The organism is Ruegeria sp. ABM4_193 (genome assembly GCF_056158705.1).
Genome location: NZ_JBSWTT010000001.1, coordinates 2533691 through 2555875, shown reverse-complemented (window position 1 = coordinate 2555875; position 22185 = coordinate 2533691). Strand labels below are relative to the sequence as shown.

Annotated in this window: 30 protein-coding genes, 1 other RNA gene and 1 pseudogene; 11 read left to right on the top strand and 21 right to left on the bottom strand. The window is 55.6% G+C overall.

The window, feature by feature from the left end:
• Window positions 1-9: 9 nt before the first annotated feature.
• From ACXADZ_RS12800 to ACXADZ_RS12730, 15 genes are all read right to left on the bottom strand, one after another.
• Window positions 10-348, bottom strand: a complete 339-nt coding sequence (locus ACXADZ_RS12800; RefSeq protein WP_475196861.1) for a helix-turn-helix domain-containing protein — start codon at window positions 346-348, stop codon at window positions 10-12.
• Window positions 349-418: 70 nt separating this feature from the next.
• Window positions 419-844 carry a hypothetical protein gene (locus tag ACXADZ_RS12795; RefSeq protein ID WP_475196859.1) on the bottom strand — a complete coding sequence of 142 codons (426 nt, stop codon included), beginning with the start codon at window positions 842-844 and terminating at the stop codon, window positions 419-421.
• A gap of 336 nt (window positions 845-1180) precedes the next feature.
• Window positions 1181-2074 (bottom strand): hypothetical protein, encoded by an 894-nt coding sequence (locus tag ACXADZ_RS12790; RefSeq protein WP_475196857.1) that lies wholly within the window; start codon window positions 2072-2074, stop codon window positions 1181-1183.
• A 699-nt stretch (window positions 2075-2773) separates the two neighbouring features.
• Window positions 2774-3436: a hypothetical protein gene (locus tag ACXADZ_RS12785; RefSeq protein WP_475196856.1), complete on the bottom strand. Its 663-nt coding sequence runs from the start codon at window positions 3434-3436 to the stop codon at window positions 2774-2776.
• Window positions 3433-3771, bottom strand: a complete 339-nt coding sequence (locus tag ACXADZ_RS12780) for a hypothetical protein (RefSeq protein WP_475196855.1) — start codon at window positions 3769-3771, stop codon at window positions 3433-3435. Before ACXADZ_RS12780 ends, ACXADZ_RS12785 begins: the two co-directional genes overlap by 4 nt.
• A gap of 203 nt (window positions 3772-3974) precedes the next feature.
• Entirely contained in the window at window positions 3975-5636 is a 1662-nt protein-coding gene (locus ACXADZ_RS12775) for a hypothetical protein (RefSeq protein WP_475196854.1), read from the bottom strand.
• A gap of 270 nt (window positions 5637-5906) precedes the next feature.
• Window positions 5907-7145, bottom strand: a complete 1239-nt coding sequence (locus tag ACXADZ_RS12770) for a hypothetical protein (RefSeq protein WP_475196852.1) — start codon at window positions 7143-7145, stop codon at window positions 5907-5909.
• Window positions 7146-7185: 40 nt separating this feature from the next.
• Entirely contained in the window at window positions 7186-7449 is a 264-nt protein-coding gene (locus tag ACXADZ_RS12765) for a hypothetical protein (RefSeq protein WP_475196850.1), read from the bottom strand.
• Window positions 7446-7697, bottom strand: coding sequence for a hypothetical protein (locus tag ACXADZ_RS12760; RefSeq protein WP_475196846.1), 252 nt, complete (start codon window positions 7695-7697; stop codon window positions 7446-7448). Before ACXADZ_RS12760 ends, ACXADZ_RS12765 begins: the two co-directional genes overlap by 4 nt.
• Window positions 7694-7936, bottom strand: coding sequence for a hypothetical protein (locus ACXADZ_RS12755; RefSeq protein ID WP_475196843.1), 243 nt, complete (start codon window positions 7934-7936; stop codon window positions 7694-7696). The genes ACXADZ_RS12760 and ACXADZ_RS12755 overlap by 4 nt, the downstream gene beginning before the upstream one ends.
• On the bottom strand, window positions 7933-8139 hold the full coding sequence (locus ACXADZ_RS12750) for a hypothetical protein (RefSeq protein ID WP_475196842.1): 207 nt from the start codon (window positions 8137-8139) through the stop codon (window positions 7933-7935). The genes ACXADZ_RS12755 and ACXADZ_RS12750 overlap by 4 nt, the downstream gene beginning before the upstream one ends.
• Entirely contained in the window at window positions 8124-8312 is a 189-nt protein-coding gene (locus ACXADZ_RS12745; RefSeq protein WP_475196840.1) for a hypothetical protein, read from the bottom strand. The genes ACXADZ_RS12750 and ACXADZ_RS12745 overlap by 16 nt, the downstream gene beginning before the upstream one ends.
• On the bottom strand, window positions 8309-8470 hold the full coding sequence (locus ACXADZ_RS12740; RefSeq protein ID WP_475196839.1) for a hypothetical protein: 162 nt from the start codon (window positions 8468-8470) through the stop codon (window positions 8309-8311). Before ACXADZ_RS12740 ends, ACXADZ_RS12745 begins: the two co-directional genes overlap by 4 nt.
• Window positions 8471-8687: 217 nt before the next feature.
• The gene (locus ACXADZ_RS12735) at window positions 8688-9251 is read right to left on the bottom strand and encodes a DUF4202 domain-containing protein (protein ID WP_475196838.1); all 564 of its coding nucleotides are present in this window, start codon (window positions 9249-9251) and stop codon (window positions 8688-8690) included.
• A 154-nt stretch (window positions 9252-9405) separates the two neighbouring features.
• On the bottom strand, window positions 9406-9564 hold the full coding sequence (locus ACXADZ_RS12730; RefSeq protein ID WP_171092527.1) for a hypothetical protein: 159 nt from the start codon (window positions 9562-9564) through the stop codon (window positions 9406-9408).
• Window positions 9565-9792: 228 nt separating this feature from the next.
• Between ACXADZ_RS12730 and gatC the strand changes: the two genes are divergently transcribed.
• The 5 genes from gatC (at window position 9793) to rnpB (ending at window position 13495) form a co-directional block, all read left to right on the top strand.
• Window positions 9793-10080: an Asp-tRNA(Asn)/Glu-tRNA(Gln) amidotransferase subunit GatC gene (gene gatC, locus ACXADZ_RS12725; RefSeq protein ID WP_171092525.1), complete on the top strand. Its 288-nt coding sequence runs from the start codon at window positions 9793-9795 to the stop codon at window positions 10078-10080.
• A gap of 3 nt (window positions 10081-10083) precedes the next feature.
• Entirely contained in the window at window positions 10084-11571 is a 1488-nt protein-coding gene (gene gatA, locus ACXADZ_RS12720) for an Asp-tRNA(Asn)/Glu-tRNA(Gln) amidotransferase subunit GatA (protein WP_475196832.1), read from the top strand.
• Window positions 11572-11609: 38 nt separating this feature from the next.
• Window positions 11610-12314, top strand: coding sequence for a hypothetical protein (locus ACXADZ_RS12715; RefSeq protein ID WP_171092522.1), 705 nt, complete (start codon window positions 11610-11612; stop codon window positions 12312-12314).
• Entirely contained in the window at window positions 12265-12981 is a 717-nt protein-coding gene (locus ACXADZ_RS12710) for an N-acetylmuramoyl-L-alanine amidase (protein WP_475196828.1), read from the top strand. The genes ACXADZ_RS12715 and ACXADZ_RS12710 overlap by 50 nt, the downstream gene beginning before the upstream one ends.
• 122 nt (window positions 12982-13103) lie before the next feature.
• Window positions 13104-13495, top strand: an RNA gene (gene rnpB / locus ACXADZ_RS12705) — RNase P RNA component class A.
• Window positions 13496-13501: 6 nt separating this feature from the next.
• Here the strand turns inward: rnpB and ACXADZ_RS12700 are convergent.
• The 3 genes from ACXADZ_RS12700 to ACXADZ_RS12690 form a co-directional block, all read right to left on the bottom strand.
• Window positions 13502-13834, bottom strand: coding sequence for a GYD domain-containing protein (locus tag ACXADZ_RS12700; RefSeq protein WP_171092518.1), 333 nt, complete (start codon window positions 13832-13834; stop codon window positions 13502-13504).
• A gap of 67 nt (window positions 13835-13901) precedes the next feature.
• Entirely contained in the window at window positions 13902-14744 is an 843-nt protein-coding gene (locus ACXADZ_RS12695) for a DUF2182 domain-containing protein (RefSeq protein ID WP_475196826.1), read from the bottom strand.
• Window positions 14745-14757: 13 nt separating this feature from the next.
• On the bottom strand, window positions 14758-15393 hold the full coding sequence (locus ACXADZ_RS12690; RefSeq protein ID WP_475196824.1) for a DUF1326 domain-containing protein: 636 nt from the start codon (window positions 15391-15393) through the stop codon (window positions 14758-14760).
• Between the two features lie 266 nt (window positions 15394-15659).
• On the opposite strand from ACXADZ_RS12690, the gene ACXADZ_RS12685 reads away from it, so the two are divergent.
• The 3 genes from ACXADZ_RS12685 (at window position 15660) to ACXADZ_RS12675 (ending at window position 17389) form a co-directional block, all read left to right on the top strand.
• Window positions 15660-16367 carry a DUF533 domain-containing protein gene (locus ACXADZ_RS12685; RefSeq protein ID WP_171185120.1) on the top strand — a complete coding sequence of 236 codons (708 nt, stop codon included), beginning with the start codon at window positions 15660-15662 and terminating at the stop codon, window positions 16365-16367.
• Window positions 16368-16494: 127 nt separating this feature from the next.
• The gene (rpmG, locus tag ACXADZ_RS12680) at window positions 16495-16662 is read left to right on the top strand and encodes a 50S ribosomal protein L33 (RefSeq protein ID WP_037309480.1); all 168 of its coding nucleotides are present in this window, start codon (window positions 16495-16497) and stop codon (window positions 16660-16662) included.
• Window positions 16663-16882: 220 nt separating this feature from the next.
• A complete protein-coding gene (locus ACXADZ_RS12675) occupies window positions 16883-17389 on the top strand; it encodes a hypothetical protein (protein ID WP_171668794.1) in 507 nt (168 codons plus the stop codon).
• Window positions 17390-17519: 130 nt separating this feature from the next.
• Here ACXADZ_RS12675 and ACXADZ_RS12670 read toward each other — a convergent pair whose 3' ends face one another.
• Together ACXADZ_RS12670 and ACXADZ_RS12665 are read right to left on the bottom strand one after the other, a co-directional pair.
• The gene (locus ACXADZ_RS12670; RefSeq protein ID WP_171092507.1) at window positions 17520-18257 is read right to left on the bottom strand and encodes a Bax inhibitor-1/YccA family protein; all 738 of its coding nucleotides are present in this window, start codon (window positions 18255-18257) and stop codon (window positions 17520-17522) included.
• Window positions 18258-18440: 183 nt separating this feature from the next.
• Entirely contained in the window at window positions 18441-18650 is a 210-nt protein-coding gene (locus ACXADZ_RS12665) for a DUF1127 domain-containing protein (protein ID WP_171092506.1), read from the bottom strand.
• A gap of 127 nt (window positions 18651-18777) precedes the next feature.
• Here ACXADZ_RS12665 and ACXADZ_RS12660 point away from each other — a divergent pair, with 127 nt between their 5' ends.
• Window positions 18778-19659, top strand: coding sequence for a LysR family transcriptional regulator (locus tag ACXADZ_RS12660; protein ID WP_475196814.1), 882 nt, complete (start codon window positions 18778-18780; stop codon window positions 19657-19659).
• Window positions 19660-19665: 6 nt separating this feature from the next.
• Here the strand turns inward: ACXADZ_RS12660 and ACXADZ_RS12655 are convergent, their stop codons facing one another.
• Window positions 19666-20622 carry an NADPH:quinone oxidoreductase family protein gene (locus ACXADZ_RS12655; protein ID WP_475196810.1) on the bottom strand — a complete coding sequence of 319 codons (957 nt, stop codon included), beginning with the start codon at window positions 20620-20622 and terminating at the stop codon, window positions 19666-19668.
• Window positions 20623-20952: 330 nt separating this feature from the next.
• Here ACXADZ_RS12655 and ACXADZ_RS12650 point away from each other — a divergent pair, with 330 nt between their 5' ends.
• Both ACXADZ_RS12650 and hisN read left to right on the top strand, forming a co-directional pair.
• Complete coding sequence (locus tag ACXADZ_RS12650) at window positions 20953-21324, top strand: helix-turn-helix domain-containing protein (protein ID WP_171092502.1); 372 nt, start codon at window positions 20953-20955, stop codon at window positions 21322-21324.
• Between the two features lie 40 nt (window positions 21325-21364).
• A pseudogene (gene hisN, locus ACXADZ_RS12645) lies at window positions 21365-22155 on the top strand (histidinol-phosphatase).
• Window positions 22156-22185: the final 30 nt, after the last annotated feature.

Sequence of the window (22185 nt, the reverse complement as noted above, 5' to 3'; positions counted from 1 at the left end):
CTTGCTCATCTAGACAGTCTCCGACAGATCTATTTCCTGCGCCCGCTTCTGCACTGAAGCGATAAGCGCGCCAGACACCTCTTCCGGAATTTCCGAGATGACTATCAAATACGCTCGAGCAGGGCCTTCAGGGAAACGTTCCCCAGACTCCCATTTTTGCAAGGTTCTCACTGAAAACCCAAATTTAATAGCAAATTCAGCCTGACTCAAACCAAGCTTTGACCGGAGGTTTTTCACAAACCCACTGTCAATTCTAGATATTTCAAAGGTGCGCCCACTAGTCTCATCACGAGTGTGAAGCGCAACCGCGTTCTTCAAGCTTTCTGTAACCTTCTTAGGTACAGGCATTCAGTTTCTCCGTATAAAAAAGTGACGGGAGTTTGGTCTCCCGTCACCTACAGTAGATGAGTTAAGTAGATCAGAAGCCACCGATATCTGGGAAATCGGGTGGATCTTGGAAGATTTCGCGTATTTTATTCACAAGTCTTTCGAATAACCGCATTAGTTTCACCAACCTTTTGGTATTGCGTATAGCCTCATCCAATTCATCTGGACTGGCCTCGTTGGCGTCATCATGTACTGTAGTAAGAGCTACGACTTCGATATGTGCGGATTTTGGACTGGCCACATACCATACCCGACATGGAACTTTTTCGGTGTCGGAGAAATAGACCCAATCGATGTAAAACAAGTCATCGATCTCATCAGCACTGTGACCAGAAAGAGGATCGTCACTGATTTTGACTGAGAGTCTCTGTAGGTCTTCGGTGCTCAGTAAGTCTTTGGCACCATCCAAGAAATGATTTGTAAATCGTAGCGTGTTAGAAGTGTTGTAGGATGACATCCCGAAGGAATCCTACCCACCAGTTTGCGGGATCGTTGTCATAGTTTCATCTCCTAATGACAAAGGTTTGACTACGAGACCATTCTCGCAGCCTTTATTTTGTCTCCTTTCATGAAGTTTCAGGGTTGCTTCGGGGTTTGATGTCATCTCCTCCCAGTTTTGGCCGGAGCCAATCCGACTGGCGCCCGAGTATATCCCGTTTGCCCGTATTAACTACTTATACCCCAATGGGGTAAATTTCAAGTGGAATCTGATCTCGTCCAACTGTTAGCCCTGATTAACCATTTTCTGGCGCCCCTGCGTGGGCAAGGACTGCAAGAGGCGCTTCAGACTATTTCAGCGATCACATCGGATGCTTGTGACGTGGCCAAAAACTGTCCAATCGACAATGGAACCCCTTGGCTGGCCGTCCATCCCAACTCTACGCCAACACAGTTTCGGCGTACCCGCCACCAACTCCTTGAATTCAGTATACCTTGCGGACCTACGATCATCGTACGGGCGCCAGCGGTTCTTACCTAGGGCTTCGAGTCTCTTGTGGGCTTTTGCATCAACAAAGTTACGCTTCTTCTCGCCAAACCACTTCCATTTCTCAAGGTAGCTATCTGTTGCACATAACTCATCAGTTGAAAAACTAGGAATGAATATCTCGTACCTCATCCACTTACATTCGGACCACCTTGCAGAGTCGTGACGACCTTCGAAGCATTTCAGCCATCGCTCCATCGCCAACCCGTCGGCGCTGGGGGTGTCTCCCAACTCTCGCAAAATAGCATAGAAGTCAGCACGAGGGCTGCTTTCCAGTACGTAACCTTGCCTATATTCGCGCATATTGCGTGGTGTTTCTTCTGGTACGTATCCACAGCCTCCCTTTCTTAATCCTACACGGGTCAAATCTGACGCTTCGAAGATAAACCTGTTTCCAGACAGATCATTCTGTGTGAAGAGGCTGTATTCAAACCATCCGTTCGGAGCTTTTGGTCGGGTCGCTTGTCCATTTACGAAAAGGTTTCCAGATACACGCATAGGTGCCATTTCTGGAACAGGCGCCTCTAAGTCTCTGTGGAAATTGAAGAACTCGATTGTAATTGCTTCGTCTGATATACAGTCACGCGTGTCTCCAAAAGCCATTTCGTTTTCGCCAGCGGAGAGCGGTTGGTCACTATCCACAAGGAGTTCTCGGCATTTTGCGTCCAGCGAGAAAAAACCCAAAAAACGGTCAGGAAACACAGCGACTAGTCCGACGCATACAACTAGCATCGGAAAGATCACTCGAGGGTTGTATCTGTGCGATAAATTCCACTTTCTTCTAAGGTATCGAAGCCTGACAAAGAGCGGCCTCGAAACCGGAAGTCGACGAAAAAAATCTAGGAAGGTCTTGATCAGAAACTTCATTCTTGTCCGGGTAAATGGTCGTTGCAATCAAGTGTAGGCGCAGAGTTTTCCAATCTGGCCCTAAAGGAACAAGTACTTGGTCTTGTGAAATGATAACGTGTGCGTCGTGAAATTGGGAGGACGTTCTTTGTCACAAGCAATATTTGGTTATTCCTGTGGCCGCTGACGCGGCCCACACCAACTTCCAAAAGTGTACATACAAAATGTATACAAACGAATAATTCAAGCGACTACTAATAGCCCGCTAAAGCGGGGGAAGGGGATATTCAGAAGAATAAGGATAATTTTGCGAATTCAATGCGTTATGCGGCAGTTGCCTGAGTTCTACTACTGCGCGCATTTCCGTAAAATAGGTGGAGAAGCACGCCTTTGCGCAAGTCATTGAAAACGATACGTGAATCAAATTAATTCCAAAAATAGAATTTTACATAATTGACCTTCTGCGACCTTCGGCCCGGTTCGTCTGGTTCGCGCCGGGTCAGTAAAACCCTCATTTGCCTTTCACTGTTCGGGCCGACTAGACGGCGATTGCGGTTAATGCACCCCCGGCATCGGGGGTTTTTTCTTGCCATTTACGCCTTTCTTGTACTCAGGTTTCTCGGCCCTTGTCTCCGGGGTCCCGTGTTCCGCCCCGTGTGGCGGTGTTTCGGGAGTCTCGGGCGTGACAGCGGTGCCTGAATTTTCAACTTCGGCCGCTGACGGCGCAGACAGGGCGGCAACGGCGGCTTTGAAGGCATCCAGATCACCATTGAAGTCGCCGGTTGTGACTTTGTTCTGCAAAATGGCCAGTTGTCGGTCGAGTTGCAGGGGCGCGCGCATCATGGTTTCGGCCTTGGCGCGGAGGCTCTCTAACACTGCCTCTGTCTCGGCCTCGTCGTTGATGTTCAGGTCGACGCCGACCTGTTCGTTGTACCCATGGCGGCGTTCCAGCAGAAAGGCCGACGCAGTGTTGCTGGCGTTCAGATTGTCCTTTTGTTGCGCGTTGCGCTGCATGGTACCCAAAAGGACGCTTTCGTTGTCACCCATGCCTACCTCGTAGGCGTCGCGGTAGTGTCGGTACATGGTCGAAACGCTAATGCCCGCTCGGTGCGCAATAGAACGGGGACTAAGCCCTTTTAAAGCTCCGTCTTGGATGATCTTTGCCTTGTTGGGACACCACTGGTGTGGTTCGCCGGGGACGTGGGCGATCTCACTCATCCAATTGGCCTCTGGGGTGTGTTCTGGTCAAGCCGCGCGCGTTGTGTTCCTGCTGCCTTTTGCGCGCGTTGACCGGGCAGTTTAAACGTTCCTGCGATCCACGCGAGACGACCGCCGTGGCCTGCCTCGTCCAGTTCCTGTGAAATCCGCTCTAACGCCTGTGGGGCGTCGTCTCCTGCGGTCTCAAACTTGAACGGTTCGCCCAGATCGTCGGTGGCGTCGCATGACGCCATGACGCATTCCTCGGGCGTGTTGGCCCAGCCGCGTGTCAATTCGATTTTCATCGGTTTTTCGCGCAGGGCGTTTGCGGCGGTGCTGCGGCGTCTTCCTGCCATAGGGTTCTCCTTTCAGGTCAGAATAACGGGTTAAATTCGGTCGTCAAAAGTCGTGAAAATCGACGGGGCGAAGGGTTTACCCCCCCCCTTCCACCACCTACCCCCCTTTGTGCCCCCCAGAGAATTTTATATATTTTCTTACCGGATCGACTATTTTTCCGGGTGGTAGCTAGGGCGGACAATGGTGGAAGGGGGGTCGCCATTTATTTGGTTTCCGCAGAATAGTAAGTGACTGTTTTTCCTTTCTTATTTTTTTTGGGGTTCGCCGCCAAACGCAGTTTTCCGTAAATTCGCCCCAAATTCATTTTTAGAATTTTCGGCACTCTGTGCGGCGTTAAAGGGTCATTATTTCCAGAAACGATTTGGATTTGTTCGAGCAAAAGGCGGGCTTTTTTGTTGCTGAGTAGTTCAGTTGCGGAAAATCCGTTGGTCGCTCTTCGCGCTGCTTCCTTGGCTTCATCGCTATTAAGTGTTCTGGAAAGCCCCGCGTTTTCCTGCGCCTTCTGCCACTGCTTAATGACGACGCAAAGGTCGGCGATAATTTCGAAAACGACGCCCTCGTTTATTTTGTCGTCCCAACTGGAAAACGGCGTGGCGTCGCTTTTTGCGGCGAACAAAACGGGGTCGGCAACACGGCTTTTCCAAGACATGAAACGGCAGGTAAAATCGTGGCGTTTGTCTTTTGGCGGGTTGGCGCTGGCGACGGCGAACAAAGCGGACAGGATTTTGGCTCTGTTGTCTTTGGTCCACTGCAATATGTCCCGGTCTGGTCGCTTCGCCTGAATTGGCTTTTGCATTTCGATTAGGATCGTTCTGGACGAGCTGTCCTGCGTTTGGTTTGAAATATTGTTGCCTGTCATGATGATTGAAGCGGTGGCGGCTACGGTGGCGGTTTCTGTTCGCCCTAAAACTCTGTCGCTGTATTTGTCAGACGTGGCGTACATGTCGAAATTCTTGTTATTCAGGGCGTGGCCTCTGGGCAGGTTGTCAAAGAAAATGACCGCAGGGCTTTCCATCAGCGCGGCCATAAATGCTTTTCTTATTTCCTCGCTATCCATGCTGAAATCCAAGACCGGGGGCACTTCGTTTGTGACCGCGAGGGTCAGGGTTTCGACCAGCTTCGACTTTCCTGTCTCTGGGTCTGGCGCTGAAATCATCCACAGCGGGGCCCCGTTCTGGATCAGTGTGCGCCGTTTCATAACTGTTATTGGCAGGCAAATCGCGCGGATCAGGTCTTGCGGGGTTTTGAAGTGGAAATCTTTGAACCATTCGTCGCGCAGCCATTCAAATGCTTCATGTGACGACTTCCACGTGTGCTGTTTCACATCGACGGGGTCGCAATCTATCCAAAGGCCTGTTTTCGGGTGGTATCCCTGACGGCCCTGCAACAGTTGCTTTCCGTACATGACGGGGAAGTCCGCGACGCCGTTTAACGGGGTCAGGCGGTCGCCTTCCATTTTGACCAAGTGCGTTTTGATCCATCCTGCGACGCGGGTAGGGACGGCGACCTCGACCATTTCGTCGTTTTCCTCAACCCACATTTTTTTATGCCACTGGATTGCTCTTTCGAAAGGCTCCAAAATCGTTGCGGTGTTTGCGGGAATTGGAACGCGTCGCGTAATCAGGTCTGCGTCTTCGTCGGTTCCTGCCTTCAGGACGACGGATTGAACGCTTCGAATGACGGTGCATCTGCCAGCAAAAGAAAAGACCTCGTGCTCGGCGTTTAGCGCGGCGATCACTTCTCGGATGATTGGGGCTTGGTCGTTCCCCTCGTCAATTATCTTCCGCCGTCCGTCGCCGGACTTTAATTTTATGATATTGAGTGCTTGCTCTCGTGTCGGCTGTGAATTGTTATCCTCGGTCATGACGGGCCTATGGTTGTCGAGGCGTTTCCCGACTTGCCCAACACTCCCCTTGGCTCTACAGTAAAGCCACTGGTGTTGGGCTTTCTGTGTAGAGCTTTATGGGGTGTTGGCGTGTCTTTCGGGACGCGCCTTCACTCGTTTTAGCGATAGGGTAAAGCGGCGCGGCCCCTGTGCCTCATGCCGTCTGCGCCTGCCGGTTTTTCACCGTCACGGTTTGTCGGTCTTATCGCTCAAAGGCATTGCCGACGCAGCCCGAGTTGCTTGCTTCGTTTAGTCTGCCGTCTTTGTCGATTTGGGTCCAGCCTCGAATGGGTCGGGCGTGGCGTTTATTCGTTCGCCTAATATCGTCAATTCGGAAAGTTTCGCGTCACCTTCCGCTATTCTGACCGCTTCTCGGCTTGCGACGTGGCCCGCAATTGCATCGGAAATTGGACTTGTAAGCCCGCAATAATCGCGCAAAACATCCCGAATGTCTGCGGCTTCCATACGGGTTGCGGCCATACGCCAAGCCAGCCGACGCATTCCTTGCTGGCGTTCTCTGGCAAGCCATAGCGTGTCGCTGATTGTGTCTGTATCTAACCGCCAAGCGAGGCGAATATCGCTCTGCCCTGTGCTGGGTCCGCAATCGAAAGGAGCCCCGTTTTCGGCGCACCAGATCAGGAAATCTAGGGCGTGTTTGTCTTGGCAATGGGTGTGGAAACAGTGAAAGCCGCGCGGGGTTGCGGCTTGGTAGTCTGTACCCGTCAAAACGGACTGGCCTCTTGGATCGCGGCTGTGGTTATGCGCCCACGGGCACCTGATCTGGACCCATCCCTGACTGTTGGCGGCTTCCCTGACGAGGCCGTGGGTCGTCAACCAATTCAGAAGAAAATCCGACGACGGGTCCAGCATGACCACCTTGTCTGGCGACGTGGCAAGGGCTTGTTTTTGCTTTAACGGCAGATCAAACCCTTTTGGACCGAATAAGCGTTCGGGGTCAGGCGGAAAGAGGCGCGACATGTCCGACCAGACGACGCGGGCCTCGACGCCTCGACCTTTCGGGTCAGAACCGGGGAGACGCCCAAGGCGTATGGATGCCGTTTTGCCTACTGATCCACCTGCGTCTGCGTGGCCCGCTTCCGCTAGGGTTCGCATCATTTGATCCATCGCCGACAGGTCTTTCATCGGCTCTTTGAACACGTAAAGCCATTGCTCTGAACCCGGCTTGGTTTCGATCTTGACCGTGGGCTCAAGCTTGGGCGGTTTGACCTTTTCGTGAATGTCGTCAAGCAACAGCATCCGCGCGCCTGTGCATGTCTCAAATCGCCGCTTGAAACCTTCGCGGGCGACGCGGACGGTGTTGTACTCAAACAGACCAACGGAAAAGTGCGTATGACCCTGTATGGCGGTTTCGGGCCACGGGTGAGCGGGTTGTCGACCGTCTGGTAGCTGACGGGCGATGCAGGGGCGTTCCAGCGGCCCGTAATCCTGACCAAAAACGGCCTGCAAAAATTCCGACGCGGTTTTCATGGCGTGGACCATTGACCGATTTGACCGATTTGGCGACGGGTCATTCGGCAGCCTTTGTGATCAAGGGTGGCAAAAAGACGTTTGGTTGCCGATGCTGGTCCCAGACCTCTTGCGACCCGTCAAACCGGGTGACGTGAATAACGTAACCATTGGCAATTAGTGCGTTGAGAATCAGGTCGGCCACGCCATCGTTGATCAGATCGTGGCTAATGCTGATCATGCGGCTGAGCGACATGGCGTCAAAGTCCAGCCGTATACGCGTTTTGCCTGCCGACATGCTTTCCTCAAGGGTGATGACCTTCATTCCATTCCTTCCTCTCCGCGCAGAATGCGGATGTGGTCTATCGCTTCGTCTATGCGGTCGGCCTCTTCGGGTCGGCCTGCCTTGTTGGTGTAGTTGACCAGCCGGGTGCGGATGTGGGTGTAGCTGCGCCCACGAAACCGCCCTTTGACGACCTCTTCGGCGTAGATCGAAACGATCTTGTTGCGTATGTCCTCGGGCTCAAGGATGCCCGCATCCAGTAGCGCCTGAATTTTAGCTGTGGGTTTCATGGGTGCCGCCTGTGCCATTCGATTTCGCGCTCGGCGTCCCGTTCTGCGCGCCGCGCGGTTTGCAGACGTCGGCACGTTTTCGGCGTGCAGCCGTCTTCTTCCATCGCCGCAATGGCCTGCTGTATTTGCTCAAGACGGGCCCGGTGAAACGCCAGTGGGTTGGCGTTCCTCTGCCGCATCGCTGCGGCGACGTCGGGCTCAAAAGGCGGTGCCCATCCTATGTGGCACGCGTGTCTCATTCCTTCCGCCCCAAGCCTTGCCTGTGTGCTTCCAGCGCCTGCGCATGACCTGCGATCTTGGTGGACGCGATCTGGTCGGTGACTTCGCCGTCCGACAACGGCGTTGCGGCGTGTTCCAAGTTTGACCGCGCCATCTTGATCAGGTCTGCCGCCTTGGCGCGGTCGCGGCTGGTCTGGTTTCTGGATTTCAAGCTGTGGCGCATTCGTTCACCTTTATCTCAACCGGTTTGAGCCCATGTTCTTCGATCAGCTTTTGGGCAAGGGCGACTTGGCTGCGGGTGTCGAGACGCAATCCCCAGCCATGCTTGGCGACGCATTTCAGCTTTTCGACCATTTCGGCCTCACCGACGCGCGGCTGTGGTTCTCGTTCGGTCATGCCCGCACCTCTTTCGTCATGGTCCGCGCTTCGCGCAGCGCAACCATACGGACCCACGTTGCGGGTGACGTGCCGTCCTGATCAGCGGCGGCTTTAATTAGGGAAAGCTGATCGGCGCTGACCTTTATGCCGATGGTTTTGTCTTTTGGATCGCTCATAGCTGTTACCTGACTGTTAGGCGCTTCGGATTGGTCCGACTGCGCCTAACAAATCAACAGCTTACATCCATGCTCGGTCAAAAGATCGAAGTGTATCGCGCGGCCCTTATACGGGGCCGCTTTGCAACAGGTCTTGAAGCCTGAAAGGCGACGGGACCGTCCCTATCGATCGTCCTCTAAGTAAGAAAAGAGCGTTCCAGACTGCGTCAGTTCCAACTCAATCCTGAAAAGCTGCGGCCAGTTGTTCCGGCAAGTCGAATTCAGTCAAAACCCGCGCGCGACCCTCGGGTGACATCTTGCGGGCAGTCTTTTCAACGATGCTTTGGATTTTCTCAGCCGAGTGTTTCGCGGCAAAGGGCTGGAAATACCATTTCAGGAACACAAAGCAGATCACATCTTCCAGTGCCTGTACCTCTTCTTCGCGCTTGATGCCCTGTTTGCGCAACATCCGCCTTGCGGCCTCGACCTGGTCTAATTCATAACCTTCACGGATCATCAAGCCCATGACCACTTCGGCGTGATGTACGGCCTGCGCCTTGCGCCAGGCCAGATAACCCGCCCGGCCTTGGGGATATTCACTACGGGCCAGTTTCCAGCGCTCTACATGCTGACCACGGGCTGCAATCTGAAGGGCGTCAGAAGCGTTCGGGAACAAACGGTCCAACTCGGCGGACATGCGTTCGCCGTAAAGCAGCGCTTCGGGTCGGCCCTCGTCGAGGTTGGGGTCATGTGCATTGGCTGCATCGATTGCGTCCAGAACCGCCTGCTTTTGCGCGCTCATATTTTGCTCCACTGGCTTGCCTACGCCACGAAAGTTTCGCAGCCGTCTTGGATATTGTCGCTCATGCTAACGGCTTGCAGTGGGATGCGCATCCTGGAAAATGCAAAAAGACCGGGTCAGAGAGGGGATGTCCGACCCGGCCGGGACCTGCGCTTTATTTGGCAGGTTTAACCTGATCCTGCGTGACCGGTTCCGCGACAGGGGACGGGAAGGTCAACGTGCGTGTCAGGTTGCTTGTGTCGATACCCAAAGCCATGGCCGGCGCGGCCAAAAACGTGGCGGACAAGACTGCGGCTGTGATCAGGGATTTCATTGTGTTTCTCCGGTTTGCGTTGTGTCGCTGTTTATAAAGTGAACAGTACAGTTCAGTTTTCAAGATCGATAATGAACTAATCGGTTTACTTTTTCGTATACCCCTCATTCAGATTTGAATGGCAGGCAAAGGCGCGGAGCCCAAAACTCGGGCTTGCCTGTTGCGCAGCGGTCTTGCGACTGCCGCAACAGACGGGTAAACGCCCCATAACGTATATGAGGGAAGCCGATGTCGATTGACCAAAGCACCGCCGCCAAAGTGGCCAAACTGGCCCGGATCAAGGTCGAGGATGACGCGCTGCCGGCGCTGGCATCCGAATTCAACACCATCCTGGGTTTCATCGAGCAACTGAACGAAGTGGATGTCGAAGGGGTTGAGCCGATGGTTTCGGTCACGCCGATGCGCCTTAAGCGTCGTCAGGACGAAGTGACCGACGGTAACCAGCAGGACAAGGTTCTGGCCAACGCCCCCGACGCGCGCGAAGGGTTCTTCGCAGTCCCCAAAGTGGTGGAGTAAGACATGAGCGATCTGAACAAACTGGGCCTGGCCGAGGCCCGCGACGCGCTGCGCAAAGGTGACGTTACCTCGGTTGAACTGACCGAATCCTGCCTGAAGGCCATTGATGAGGCCGATGCGCTGAACGCTTTTGTCCACAAGACGCCCGAAATCGCGCTGGAGCGTGCCAAAGCAGCGGACGAGCGGATCAAGGGTGGCGACGCGCCGTCGATGTGCGGTCTGCCGATTGGTATCAAGGATCTGTTCTGCACCAAAGGCGTACCGTCGCAAGCCGCATCGGGCATTCTTGAAGGCTTCAAGCCTGAATATGAATCTACTGTCTCGCAGCAATTGGCCGATGCGGGTGCGGTGATGCTGGGCAAGCTGAACATGGACGAATTCGCCATGGGTTCGTCCAACGAAACCTCTGTCTACGGCAATGCGGTCAGCCCGTGGCGCCGTGGCAATGATGATGCACAACTGACACCCGGTGGTTCGTCGGGGGGGTCAGCTTCTGCCGTGGCAGCCGATCTGTGTCTAGCCGCGACCGGTACCGACACGGGCGGTTCGATCCGCCAGCCTGCCGCCTTTGTGGGCATCACGGGTATCAAACCCACCTATGGCCGTTGCTCGCGCTGGGGCATCGTAGCGTTTGCATCCTCGCTGGATCAGGCCGGTCCGATGACCAAAGACGTGCGCGATGCGGCCATCATGCTTGAGGCGATGTGCGGACATGATCCCAAGGATTCCACCAGCGCCGAGTTGGCCGTGCCGAATTTCGAGGCGATGCTGACTGGCGATATCAAAGGAAAGAAAATCGGTATCCCCAAGGAATACCGTATGGACGGTATGCCATCCGAGATTGAAAAGCTTTGGGCTGAAGGAGCTGAGATGCTTAAAGCTGCTGGGGCCGAGATCGTCGATATCTCGCTGCCGCACACCAAATACGCGCTGCCAGCATATTATGTGATTGCCCCGGCCGAGGCGTCCTCGAACCTGGCCCGTTATGACGGTGTTCGCTACGGTCACCGCGCGCAGCTGGCACAGGGCGACGGCATAACCGAGATGTACGAAAAGACCCGCGCCGAAGGTTTCGGTCACGAGGTGCAGCGCCGCGTGATGGTCGGTACCTATGTGTTGTCGGCAGGTTTCTACGATGCTTACTACAACCGCGCGCGCCGCGTCCGTACCCTGATCAAGAAAGACTTCGAGGACGTGTTCGCTGCAGGCGTTGACGCGATCCTGACCCCGGCGACCCCTTCGGCGGCCTTTGGCCTGGGCGAAATGACCGAGGCAGATCCCGTTCAAATGTATTTGAACGACGTCTTCACAGTGACCGTTAACCTGGCTGGTTTGCCTGGTATTTCGGTGCCCGCAGGGCTCGACAAACAAGGTCTTCCGCTAGGTCTGCAGCTGATCGGACGCCCGTGGGAAGAAGGCGATCTGCTCAACACCGCCTATGCGCTGGAGAACGCGGCTGGTTTTGTGGCCAAGCCCGGGAAATGGTGGTAAGCCTCAGGCAACTGAAGCACGAGATACGGAGCCAAGTGATGCGCGTTTTGCTTTTGGTCCCTGCCCTGACGCTGGTTGCGGCCTGTACGGATGTCGCGCCGCTGACCAGCACCGGGTTCAATACGCCCGAGTATCAGGCACAGCGCGAGGCGCAGTTGGCCGGGCAAGGCGCAGCAGGCAACCCGCTGTTGGCTCCTGTCGATGTGTCCCAGCAGCCGCTGGGCGCGCCCGGTTCGGCAGGCTTCGCAACCGGTGAAAACGCCGATATTGCCAATCAGGCCGCTGCAGCCTTGGCCAGCACATCGGGGCAGGGCTCTGGCGTTGTGCCTGCGGCACCGGCGTCAAACAACAGCGCAATTTCCGACGAGCAGGACTTTGCCGCGGTGTCTGAACGGCGCAGCATCGAATCCGACGCCGCACGGCTCGAGCAAAACCGCCAAACTTACGAAGTTGTGGCCCCAACCGCCGTGCCAGAGCGCAACGCAAGCGGTCAGCCCAACATTGTGCAATACGCCCTTAGCACCTCGAACCCGGTCGGCACACAACTCTACAGCCGCGCAGGATTTAACCTGCAAGCTAAGGCTCAGAGGAACTGCGCGCAATTCCCATCCCCCGATCAGGCTCAGATAGAATTCCTGTCAAATGGCGGACCACAGCGCGATCGCAAGGGGCTGGATCCGGACGGAGACGGCTATGCTTGCGGCTGGGATCCAAGCCCGTTCCGCAGTGCTGTCAACAATTGAACTCTCACCCATTTGGCATCCTTCGCCTAATTTTGGCGAACGCCGAGACGGTCTAACGCCGTCTTTAATCGTGATCCACTACACAGCCATGGGCAGCGCCCAGGCAGCACTGGAGCGTCTCTGCGACCATAAGGCTGAGGTTTCAGCCCATTACCTGATCGGCAATGACGGAACGCTTTGGCAAATGGTGCGCGAAGAAGACCGCGCATGGCACGCCGGGGCAGGTGAGTGGGATGGCAAGAACGACATAAATTCGCGGTCGATCGGTATCGAATTGGATAACACAGGGTTACATCCTTTTTCCGAACCACAAATGACGACGCTCGAAACTTTGCTACCTCGGATCATGAACACCTGGTCCATCCCGGCGTCGGGTGTGATCGGCCATTCCGACATGGCTCCGGGCCGCAAATCAGATCCTGGACCCCATTTTGATTGGCAACGGCTAGAGCGGCAAGCTCTGGCAAAACCGCGTGGTTCAGACGTCCCGTCAGCGCCACCAAGTCTGATGGCATTCCGCGCCGCCGCGCGACGGGCAGGTTTCACTGCCCCGGTGGAAGATACTCAACTGCTGGCTGCCGTTCGACTGCGGTTTCGCCCTTGGGCAAAAGGCCCGCTTGAAACTGCGGATTTGAATGCGCTAACGCAGCCCAACACAATAACCTGATCCGCTCTTCATCTGGCTAAAAATACCTCGGGGTTGAATTGGCCGCAGGCCAAGAAGGGGCTGGCCCCTTTCCCGCTTTCCACTCTTGACGCCGCAGGGCGCAAAGCCTACCCATCCCCCGCGCGGAGGGCCGGATGGCCGCTGGGGTCGCAAGGCCCGAGAGGAAAGTCCGGACTCCACAAGACAACGGTGCCGGGTAACGCCCGGGCGGGGCAACCCGACGGAAAGCGCCACAGAAATCAGACCGCCACACATGTGGTAAGGGTGAAACGGTGGGGTAAGAGCCCACCGCGCCGCTGGCAACAGGGGCGGCACGGCAAGCCCCACCGGGAGCAATGCCAAATAGGGTCCCCGCGCGGGATGGTCGGCGTCTGCCGATACCACCGCTAAGCGCGTCTTGGCCGAGAGGGACCGGGTTGGCAGCTTGAGCCGTGCAGCAATGCACGGCCTAGAGGAATGGTCATCGAAGGGGTTAACCCCGGAACAAGATCCGGCTTACAGGCCCTCCGCGCGTATTTAATTACCCTCCGGGCGGCGTGTAAGCCCCGGTCAGCCGGGCGGCTTTTTCGGTGACCGCGACGAATTCATCCGCGGTCCAGGCGCGGACCGTCTCGATATTCGTCACGGCACCCGATGCGGCAACGGCCATGCCCACTGCGACGGCGTCGGTCCCGTCGGGGGCTTCGCTGATCACAACAACATCGTTGCCACCCGTGGTCATGTAAAAAGACAGCAACCTGCCGCCGACTTTCTCGAGCAAGGTTTTGACCGGGCCTGTGCGGTTCTCGGGCTTCTGCAACATGCCTTTGACGCCAGCTTGCGAGTAAGATGCATAAGTAATGAAAATGGGCATTGAAACCTCCGAGTTTTGACAATCAATTGGGGCCATTGCATCGGCTGGCCCCTTGGGCCGATTGGTGTCAGCCGCCGGTAAGAAACGGGGCCGCGATTAACCAAACTCCCGCACCGATCAGTGCCAAACCCGAGACCGGAACCAGCCAACGGGCGGTGGGGAGCAGTTTTTCAAGCGCCACATAGGCGGCGATCCCGACGATCCAGTACAGGTTCATGATGCCGCCGACGAACAGCAGCAGCATCAAAGCCCAGCAGCACCCCAAGCAATAGGTGCCATGCAGGCCGCCTGTTCTGAACGCCCCCAAAAGACCGGGGTGGTTGTGGTCCGCCACAAATCGGGCGGGGCTTTGGCAATGACGCAGGCACGCGGTCTTCAGCTCCGAAAATTGATAGGCGCCTGCAGCCAGTAAAACGATTCCTGCAAAGGCGCCGGAACTTATAGTCATCATCGGACCGTCAGACAGTCCGATATGCTCTAACCCCCATTGCAAGGCGGTTGCGGCAAAACTGAAGGCCGCCCACGCCACCAGATAGCCCGACAGAAAGCACAAGCTGAATGTGGCGGCACGCGCTTTGTCTGGCCCTACGCGCTTGAGCGCGGTGAACAAAAGCACAGCAGGCGCAGCGCTTGGGGTCATCATGGCAATCATCATGACCCACCACATAAGAAAGATCAGCAGGGCGTAACCGATGCTCCAGGCTGTGGCAGAACCCATGGTCATGGGCTCGCCAATCGGGCCCGCCATCCGCGTCATTTCAACTGCGGACATATTCATGCCAACCCCGGCCACCGTGTACCACGCGGCAGCAAGAACGATCAGCAGAACGCTGCCCAAAACGATCACAGTGTCCTGTCGCAACAGCCGTTCAACGGCTCCGGCGTGGTGCGAGGAGTGTTGCCTTGTCATGAGGCACCCAAGTTTAAGCGCCCAATACGCCGTGACCCGAGATGTTCAGATGCGCCAGATGGGCGTGCGTGGCATCAAAGGTCAGGCTTATCTTGCTGCCGGTGGTTTTTGCCGAACCCGACGCAGCTTCGGCCTGGCGGTATTCGAACCCGTTTGGCAGATGGATCGCCGCCCGATGTGGCGCGCCTGAGACGATATGGGGAATTGGGCTGACTTCAACGTCGAAAACACCCGTGACCTTTGCATACCCGCTGCGATCTTCGCGGCTCCAGTCCAACTCGATCGGAACGAACAGTGTTTCGTGCTTGGTCGGGGCCATCGCGCTGAAGACGTACCAGAATGTGGCCATTTCGTCGGTGTCTTCTCCGGTCATGATTGCCTGCAAGGCGGCCCGCTGATCGGCCGAGGCGCTCTCATCGATGATCAGTTGCATCTGACCGTTGCCTTCATGAATAGGTCCCGGCCAATGGTAAACACCTGCCGCCCGAAGACCACCCAGATCAGTGTCGCCATAGTGGCCGCTTTGAATGTCGAAGACGACGACCGCCTCGCAATTGCCATGAGACGGCAAAACGCTGAACTGGCAAGGGCAGCCAAAGTTGCAATTGCAATTGGCCAATTCTTCGGCCTGAATAACCCATTCTGTCATGATAACCCCCCAAGAAAAGTCGTGTAAAACAACTCTGCTCAACGCGGGGCGATCCCGCACATGCTGCCTCGGAAATCGAGCCTGGATTTGGCTTCTTGGATGCTCGAACGTATCACAAACCTGTGATATGTACAAACATGACTCCGATTAAGCTGCGAGATACAGGCTTTACTACGAGGTCCAATCGCGCGTGAGTTGAATGCGGTATTCGATTTTACGTTCGGCTGTTAGGTTTGAGGCACAGATTTTAATCCGGGAGGTTGATTATGAGTTTTATGAAAACGCTGGCGTCTGTGGCCATCGGGTTTGCTGCCGCAAAGGGCATGGACAAGTATCAGAAAATGGGTGGAATGGCGGGCCTTCAGGATATGATGCAGGGCTCGGGTGGTGGATTTGGTATGGACCAGCTTGGCAAAATGGCCGAGCAATTTGGCTTGCCCGGAGGTGCAGCAGGACTTCAGGACATGATGGGCAAGATGGGGCTCGGCGGCAGCGCTGCCGGAGCTGCGGGTTTAGGAGGCTTGTTGAACGCAATGCAAGGGGCCGCGAAAACGGCCAACCAACAGACCGGTGACATGATGGAAACTGTGTTCAGTGGCACCCCGGCTGGCGCAGCGATGGAAGCACAAGCCAAACTGATGCTGCGCGCCATGATTCAGGCGGCCAAGGCGGATGGCGAGTTGGATGATCACGAAAAAGAAATCATCCTGGGTGAATTGGGTGACGACATCAGCGACGAGGAACGGGCGTTTGTACAAGAGCAGTTGAATGCACCGATTGATGTCATGGGATTGGCGGCTGATTCTGGCGCGCCGCTGAGAGCACAAATCTACGCCACATCTCTTGCCGCCATTCGTCTGGATAACGCGCGCGAAGCGTCTTACCTGCGGCAATTGTCCACTGCGCTGGGCCTCTCAGACGCGGAAAGAGACCAGATTCACACGTATATGGGGGCCCCGACCCTGACGGATTGATCTCGGGAAGGATTCCCACTGCAGGATAGGCCGATTGGCCTTGACATAGTTGGTGCAGCGCGTAAAAGCGCACGCTCATAGGAATTCAACCGAAAGGCCCCTGCCTTTTCGGACGCAGGAGATAACCATGGCGAAGCCGACGACAATCAAGATCCGCCTGAACTCGACCGCGGGCACGGGCCACTTCTACGTGACCAAGAAAAACGCGCGTACCATGACCGAGAAAATGACCATTCGTAAATACGATCCGGTCGTTCGTAAGCATGTTGAGTACAAGGAAGGCAAGATTAAGTAATCTGCCGTTCCACGTGGACATTATTTTAAAAGGGGCTCTGATTGGCAGGGCCCTTTTTTCTGTTCAGTTCCGCGGCCCAGTGATGAAAAGTCTGGGGCAATCTGATGCGCCTCCGTTGCAGCGGCGCATCAGCGGCTAGGGCAATCGCATCGACCTCGGCTTGCTTTTTACGGCACCCTGCCAGTACGCTTCAGCAAACCGCCACAAAATGTTGAGCGCCATGAAAAAAATCTTGTTGTCCACATTCGCCGTCCTGACCCTCGCGGCCTGTGAAGATCCGTTTAACCGCGAAGGTGTCGGATTCACCGGAATTGATGGGGAGCCGCGCACTATCTCTGATGTACCGGGCGCTGTTGCCTTTCTTCCAGAGGCCACAAACGTTCCTGCAGAACTGGCAAAGATTCCGACCGTGACTTTGCTGGTCGATGAGACCGATCCGTCCAAAGTGGCATCGGCGGCAATCAACAGTGGCGGACAGTCGCCGAATACAGCTGTTCAGCTCGAAGGCAGCGACACTGACCTGTTCCTAAGCACTGTCAGCGTCAACGGAACGTTGTTCGGCGTATTACGCACTGGAACCAACAGCGTGACAGTCGAAAATTCGATTGGGATCGGCTTTGCGGAAGAAACCGAGCGATTCACCGGATGCCTGCCAGCGGGCGGAGTATTCCGCAAAGGTACATCCGAGCGGAGTTCCGGTTTTGCCGTTCCGTTGAATTGTAGCTGATCGGTTAAAACCGGGAATAGGGCCTCACCTGATTGGTGGGGCTTTTTGATTCTGGGGATTGGAAAAAATGACGGGCTAAAAAAGAAAAGGGCCGGTCAATGACCGGCCCTTTCGACTAGAGAATAAGCTATTATTCGCGGCTACCCAGCAGTTGCAGCAGGAACATGAACATGTTGATGAAGTCCAGATACAGGTTCAACGCGCCCATGATTGCGGCTTTGCCCAACCACTCCTGATCGCCTGCGTGGGCCATCTGAAGGTAAGTGGTCTTGATTTTCTGGGTGTCATAAGCGGTCAAACCCGCGAAGATCAGAACGCCCAGGATGGATACGGCAAACATAACGGCAGGCGACTGCAGGAAAAGGTTGATGACCATTGCAACAACCAAACCAATCACGCCCATCATCAGGAACGTGCCCATGCCCGACAGGTCTTTCTTAGTGACATAGCCGTAAAGCGACAGCCCGGCGAAGGCGATTGAAGTTACCAGGAAGACCTGAGCAATCGAAATGCCGGTGAAGGCAACAAATATCCAGCTGAGCGACAGGCCCATAACCGCCGCGAAAACGTAGAAGAACAGTTGGGCACCCGCTGCCGACAACCGGTTGATTGCGGCACCAAAGCCAAACACCATGGCCAGCGGAGCAAACATGATGATCCAACCCAGGATGTTCGGGCTCAGCGTGACCGGATCACGGAATACCGAAAGCAATTGAGGGTTTGAACCAACGGCCCAGGCCACGGCGAACGTGATCAACATGCCCACGGACATTGTGCCGTAGACTTTGTTCATATGGGCGCGCAGGCCCTCATCAATCTCGGCGGCGCGCGCGCCGGATGCCGTCCGGATCGTGTCGAATTGTGCCATCAAAGGGTCTCCCTTATCGAAAAGTTTAGTCGCCCCGGCAGTGCGGGGCGGTTTCCCCGTAAATATCGGCAACTAGAGGCTGTGTTTCAAGAGATTCCGGGCGAAAACCGACTAAAACACGCAACAAATTCGGCGACAGGTGATGCAAAGCCACCCATCGCCGTTAAAAAGTGAGTTTTGAACTTATCTTTTCCAGAAATCAGGCGCATCCCAGAAGAGCCGACGCGCCTCGGCAGAGGCTTCAGCGCGGGTCACTCCGATGTCCTCAAGCGCGGCATCATCCAGTTGTGCCAGTTCACGACGCTGCCGGTTAAGTTCCAATGCCCGAAAAAACCGCGACATCAGGGACAGTTTGGCTGGGCTGCAAGTTGTATGAAGTGCAATTTGGGTCATAATCTTTGTCCTTTCCAGGTTTTTCGATGCTTTCTGTATCCGACATCAATTTCCTTGATTCATATGGAGGTATATGACATATTTTAAAAACGAATATTTTTGATGACACGCATAAGGAATCGTGAAGATGCGAAATCTGGACATTACGACCCTGCGATCCTTCGTGGCGGTTGCGGATCAGGGCGGTGTCACACGCGCCGCTGGATTTTTGCACCTCACGCAATCCGCGGTTTCCATGCAGTTAAAGCGGTTGGAAGAGCTGCTGGGTTTGGAATTGCTGGATCGCAGTGGTCGCACTATCGCTTTGACGGCGTCAGGCGAGCAGTTACTGGCTTATGCCCGCCGGATGATTGCCCTGAATGATGAAGTCATCAGTCGTCTGACGGATCAGGCATTCGAGGGCGAAGTGGTTCTGGGTGTGCCCCATGACATCGTCTATCCGGCGATCCCGCGGGTTTTGCAGCGGTTCAACGTGGATTTTCCGCGTGTGCGTGTGCAATTGGTGTCGTCGTATTCGCTCCAACTGAAAGACATGTACAAGCGTGGTGAATGCGACTTGATCCTAACAACTGAGCCATCCACGGCTGAGGGCTCAGAAACCATAGCCGAGCTTCCTTTGCGCTGGATTGGTGCGCCGGGCGGGTCTGCTTGGCGCAAACAGCCGCTGCCACTGGCGCTTGGGCGTCGATGTCTGTTCCGACCGCAGGTGATCTCGGCACTGGATGCCGCTGGAATCCCGTGGGAGCTGTCAGTGGAAACCGAGAATGACCGGACGATTGAAGCCACGGTCAGTGCCGATCTTGCAGTTCACGCCATGTTGGACGGAACCGAAGCCTCGCACCTTGAACAAATCGAATCCGGCGGCGCATTGCCTGACTTGCCGGCCCACAAGATCAACCTCTATGGCGGCGAGTCGGGCCGTGGCGCAGTCGTCGAGGCGTTGGCGCAGTTGGTGCGTCAGAACTTTCGGATGCTGGGTGGCACACCGCTGCGTGCGGTGGTGGGGTAAATGCGATCAGGGCGTGATCACGATCTTGCCCGTCGACTTCCGCTCTTTCAGAAGTTGCATTCCATGAGCGACGTCATCAAGCGGCAGAGTGTGGCTGATATGTGGTTTGATCCGCCCTTCTGTATGCCACTGGAAAAGGGTCTCGAAGCTGTTGCGCACAGCTTCGGGGCGAAACTTCAGGTATCCGCCGATATAGAAACCGATAACGGTCAGGTTCTTAACCAATAAGTGGTTTGCCGGAATCTGTGGAACCTCGCCCCCGGCAAAACCAATCGGAAGCAAGCGGCCCTCGGGGTTGGTGGCGCGAAAGGCGGCTTTGAACACGTCGCCGCCGATGGCGTCATACACGACGTCTGCGCCGCCCAACGCTTTGACGCGCTCTCTCAGGTCTTCTGAGGTGTCGATCAGGTGATCAGCCCCTGCGGCCTGGGCGACGGCGAGCTTTTCCGTACCGCGCGCCTGCGCGATCACCCTGGCACCCATAAGTTTGCCAATCTCGACAGCTGTCAAACCAACGCCGCCCGCCGCACCGGTGACCAACAGCGTCTCGCCCGGTTGCAATCTGGCCCTGTAATCCAGCGCCATGTGACTGGTGCCATAGGCGATCTGTATCGCTGCGGCATCTTCGAAACGCATGGCATCTGGCAACGGGATCGCTCGATCCGCGTCAAAAACGCCGAATTCTGCAAGCCCGTCCTTCCCAGAATAGACTGCGATCCGGTCACCCGGCATCAAACTTGACACGTCCGGCCCGACCTCATCCACGACACCCGCTATTTCCATACCCAGCGTAAACGGGGCAGGGGGCGTGTCCTGATACGTGCCCTTTTGCATCAGAAGATCGGCAAAGTTCAGGCCACAAGCCTTGATCGCCACACGCACCTGACCCGGGCCCGGAACCGGGACATCAAGATTGCACAACTGCGCCGCTGCTCCGTCAGATTGAACGCAATAGGCCCGCATCACTTTCCTCGCATTTTGGGTCATAGGCGCGCGTGAGTTGGCGAAAGTCAATTAATTTAGCATGACGGCGGGCACCGGAAAGCAAAAGGTCCTTTGTCAACATTGCCATCCGGAGCGTTGGGTAATTCATTATACAACCACAACCCTTCTAAAGGGTGTGTGACTCAACCGTCTTGAAAAAAATTCAAAAACCGGCATTATAAACGCTTAGTGCTGTGTAGGGGGCGGTACAGTCCGTATTAGGGGGTAATTAAGGGGAACCCTCTATGCATGCGATAGCGGACGTCGCGACCTCCCACGCAGATGTTTGTGTAGTATAGGAGAATACCAATGACTCATCACGTCGATGTCCATGTGGGCAAGCGCGTTCGGCATCGCCGCTGGCTGATTGGCATGACCCAACAGCAGTTGGCGCAACAAGTTGGTATCAAGTTTCAGCAGATCCAAAAATATGAGACCGGAGCCAACCGAATCAGCGCATCCCGCCTTTGGGACATCGCCGAGGCATTGGAAGTGCCAGTCAGCTTTTTCTTCGAAGGACTGGAAGAAGCGCAAAAAAGCGACGCGGAAAAGAAATCTGTTCCTGCCGATCTTATGGGCGACAAGGAAGCGCTGGATCTGGTGCGTTCTTACTATGCGATTCCGGAAAACCAGCGCCGCCGTCTGTTCGAACTGGCGCGGGTTCTCAGCGACGTCGCCTGAGTGACTTGACTTTGTTGGGCGTTGCTCGCACCTGTGGGCCATGCAACCGACAGCTTTGAACGACATCGAAATCGCCGAAGAAATGGCTGACGCAGCGCGCGCGGCCATTCTTCCTTTTTTCGTCAAACCAATCTGGAAACAGCAAATAAGCTGACCGATGGGTTTGATCCGGTCACAGTGGCTGACCGTGCAGCCGAAAAGGCGATGCGAGAGGTTTTAGCCCTGCGCCGCCCCGAAGACAGCATTCTGGGTGAAGAGTTTGGTGAGCTTATAGGCAGCAGCGGCCGAACCTGGGTTCTAGACCCTATTGACGGCACACGCGGATTTATCAGCGGCACACCAACCTGGGGCGTTCTTATTGCGCTGAGCGATCAGAATGGGCCGTTTATGGGGGTCATTGATCAGCCCTATATAGGAGAGCGCTTTGTGGGATCGCCATCCGGCGCTCATTTTTCTGGTCCGTTGGGCACCCGCAGTATGAAAACCCGCGATACCAATACACTGGATCAGGCAACTCTGTTTACTACGTTTCCCGAAGTTGGGACCTTGGAAGACCGGAAAGGGTTTCAGACGGTATCCGAGCAGGTGCAACTGACGCGGTATGGAATGGATTGCTATGCTTATGCGCTGCTTGCGGCGGGGCAGGCGGATCTGGTGATCGAAGCAGGTTTGAACTCTTACGACATTCAAGCGCCCATAGCGGTCATTCAAGCGGCAGGCGGGATCGTGACAGATTGGCAAGGTGGCCCAGCGCATGATGGTGGTCGTGCCTTGGCAGCTGCAAACGCGGACATTCATGCCGCCGCCCTTGAGATACTGCGCCATTTCTGAACACTGTTGCCGCGCACACGAATGGCGGTT